Consider the following 2836-nt stretch of genomic DNA (forward strand, 5'->3'; position numbering starts at 1 on the left):
CCGCTCGAAGCCAATGCGGCCTTCGTCGTCGGCGGGTGAACCCGCGCAGCCATGAGCCCCCAGAACAAGGGCCGCACCCAGAAGGACTAAAGTCAGTCTCACGACGTCGATCTCCTGTTGTCGCTTTCAATGTGAACGATCGGCAGCTACGCGTCGGGTCATGGAATGGTCTGGTCGTTGACCGCTCTCACCCTGACCACTACTGGAACAGCTGCCATCCCGCCGAGGCCCCATGGCCCAAGGGATGTCGAATGGTTCTCTCCGAGCGCCCGTCAATCTCCTGGACCTACCTCTTTCCGCCGAAGGCGGCGGAGATGTCGTGGCGTTAGAGAACGCCGCCCATCCCTTCGTGTCCGGGTCCCAGGAATACCCTGGTGACGACTCCGAAATCCTCGCCCGACGCGCGGACTTCAGGCCGCCCCTGCACGCTGTATAGCACGAACGAGCTGCGCGCACGATGGAATCCGTTGCCGCCGACCTCGATCGAGTAGGCGAGGTCGCCGTCCCCCCAGCTCGAGCCGCCCGCGTAGCGGATGCCGGTAAACCTGAGCATCCCATCCACCTCCGTTTCGTAGGCCGGATCTCGCACCTTCGACAGATCGACGATCAGAGATAAATCGCCGGGCACGGCATCGCCCGCCGGCGTCATGCCGACGAGGTCGCCGTCCAGGTGGCAGCGCCTGGCGGGGCGGCGTTGCCCGCCAGGTCCGTTGCCGGCGTCGGCCCGAAGGCCCACGGCTGCGGCAGGCCGTTCCTGAATGCCACGCCGAAGGCCATCTCCCCGGAGGGAAGCGCCTTATCCCCCCGCATTTGATACGACGTGTCGCTCCACGGTCCCAGGCTCTCGAAGTTCATCAGCTCCGGCAACGTGCCGCCCTCGAACCGCGCATACGCGCAAGCAAACCCTCGCCGTCGATCGGGTGGATGAGCGAGCGAGGCTCCGTTCCGCGAAGTAGACCTCGTTCAGCGTCGAACGGAAGCTGTCCGCATCCAGGTGGCTCATGAAGCCCACCGCGTGAAGCAGTTCGTGGACGAGCAGGTGGGTGAGTTCTGCGTCGCTGAATGAGGCGACGGCCGCCGGATCGATCAGGACATCGGCCCTCAAGGCGCCGCGGCCGCCGTCTGAGACTTCCCGCCGCTGCCGCTGCTCGCTGTAGTGGACCGGCTTCAACACCCTGGTCCTGCCGAGTTCGTTCCCCTCCGCGCCCGACCACCAGGGATCCGACTTGGGAACGAACCGCACGAATATGTCCCTGCTCCCGGCCCGCCAATCGTAAACGGACGCCACGTGCTCCTCCATAATGGGCACATCGACGGATTGCAGCCTCAGCCGTTTGGTGAAGGGGAGCGCCGCGTTCACGACCCGCGCGGCATCCTGGGTCAGGCGAATGTACCGCCCGTTCGTCTCCGTTCCCACCACCCGCACGTATGGCGGCGAATACCATTGCTGAAGCCCTACAATGCCCTCGATGTTGCCGCCCGCCATCGTCCTGAGGTAGTCAAGCACGTCCGCTGCCCCGGCCCCGTCGCGCACCGCTCCTTCGGACAAGGCCACCCCGCCCCGCGAACCCGTAGCGCCAAGCGTTCCCGCGGCCGGCGCGACATCGGCTCCGACGTGGAGCGTCGGGCCGAACGCAATGACGGGGGCCTGGTCGTTGTACCCGTCCACACCCTGGTAGAGCCTGTACCTGACGCCCGGCGGGAAGGGGAGATGCGTTCCGTTCTCGTCGGAGCCCGAAGGAATGAAGGTCGCGTGAACCTCGTCTTCCTGCCACGCGATTGCCCCGTACCGGGCGTTCGCTACATCCGTTTCCGGGACGACAGGTGTGACCGTCCCATTCGGCTGCGCGGTCATTGACGGGCGGGAGTTGCCGCCCCCGCAGGCGCTCAAAGCGCAAAGAACGAACAGCGCCACCACGAGATGGAGTGACCGACGCACGGTACAGGACAATGCGATTGTCATCATTCCCGCCATGGAGTGTCTTCCTTTCCGCGATAGCGTCGTAGCACCGGGAGACATTCCCACCGCAGACCAAGGGCACCCATTCAGGCGCTTGACTACCACCTCGCCATGACGTTGAATTCGACCGCGTGCTCGGGCCGGGCGCCGTCGCTCTCTCCGCGCGCGGCCTCGAGGCCCAAGATGAAGTTGGGTGGTCCGGCCCCTCCGGGGTCAGTAGACCGCGCCATCGTCCGTTCCTGAATCCGGCGCTTTATCGCCACGCCAACTCGCGCTCCAGGAGAGTTCAGCCAGTATCTCTACTTCGCTGCTGTCCACAAGCAGCGCGGTCTCGTGGAGAGGCCCGCCGGCCGCAACGAGTACCCGGCGCGACAGCAGTCGCTCGTACCGTCCAGCTTCTCTGGCCGGTTCTCCATCGGAAGTCATCCAGACTTGAACCTGTCAAACGCGCCATCGTCGCAGGCGCCCACAAGATGCTGCGCATCATCCATGCCGTGCTCAAAACCGGCCGGCCCTACTACGACCGCACCGCCGATTACGAGGCCCTGATGGTCAAACGCAACGCCCCGCGCTGGATCCGAATGCTCCGCCGCTACGGCTACATCGCCCCCGCCCTGCCCCAGCCCATGGCCGCCTGACTCACCCCGCCTCTCTCCGCCAGCCCGTCACGCGGAACGGCCTCGGGCCACATCGGGGAAGCCTACGTGCTCGTCCCGTTGTGTCGACACGGCGTTCCCAGCAACTTCCGAATCGCGAAGTCGCTCGGTCTTCGTTTGCTTCATCCCCGGTTCTGTTTCACGGCAAATGGGACATTTTCGGCTCAGACCGTGTGAAAACTCGAGGTCCCATCAACGGGAGCGTGCGAGTTTGTTATGA

At 65.0% G+C, this 2836-nt stretch carries 2 protein-coding genes and 1 pseudogene; 1 reads left to right on the plus strand and 2 read right to left on the minus strand.

The window, feature by feature from the left end; all coding sequences use genetic code 11:
• Positions 1-325: 325 nt before the first annotated feature.
• Both OXU42_08680 and OXU42_08685 read right to left on the minus strand, forming a co-directional pair.
• Positions 326-649: a hypothetical protein gene (locus tag OXU42_08680; protein ID MDE0029457.1), complete on the minus strand. Its 324-nt coding sequence runs from the start codon at positions 647-649 to the stop codon at positions 326-328.
• A gap of 147 nt (positions 650-796) precedes the next feature.
• Positions 797-1975 carry a hypothetical protein gene (locus OXU42_08685; GenBank protein ID MDE0029458.1) on the minus strand — a complete coding sequence of 393 codons (1179 nt, stop codon included), beginning with the start codon at positions 1973-1975 and terminating at the stop codon, positions 797-799.
• 428 nt (positions 1976-2403) lie between these two features.
• Here OXU42_08685 and OXU42_08690 point away from each other — a divergent pair.
• A pseudogene (locus tag OXU42_08690) lies at positions 2404-2598 on the plus strand (IS110 family transposase).
• Positions 2599-2836 lie beyond the last annotated feature (238 nt).

The organism is Deltaproteobacteria bacterium (genome assembly GCA_028818775.1).
Taxonomy (GTDB): domain Bacteria; phylum Desulfobacterota; class Binatia; order UBA9968; family JAJDTQ01; genus JAJDTQ01.

Excerpts from the sequence above, each read along its gene's own strand:
- OXU42_08680 (MDE0029457.1), bottom strand. The coding sequence starts at position 649 with ATGACGCCGGCGGGCGATGCCGTGCCCGGCGATTTATCTCTGATCGTC.
- OXU42_08685 (MDE0029458.1), bottom strand. The coding sequence starts at position 1,975 with ATGGCGGGAATGATGACAATCGCATTGTCCTGTACCGTGCGTCGGTCA.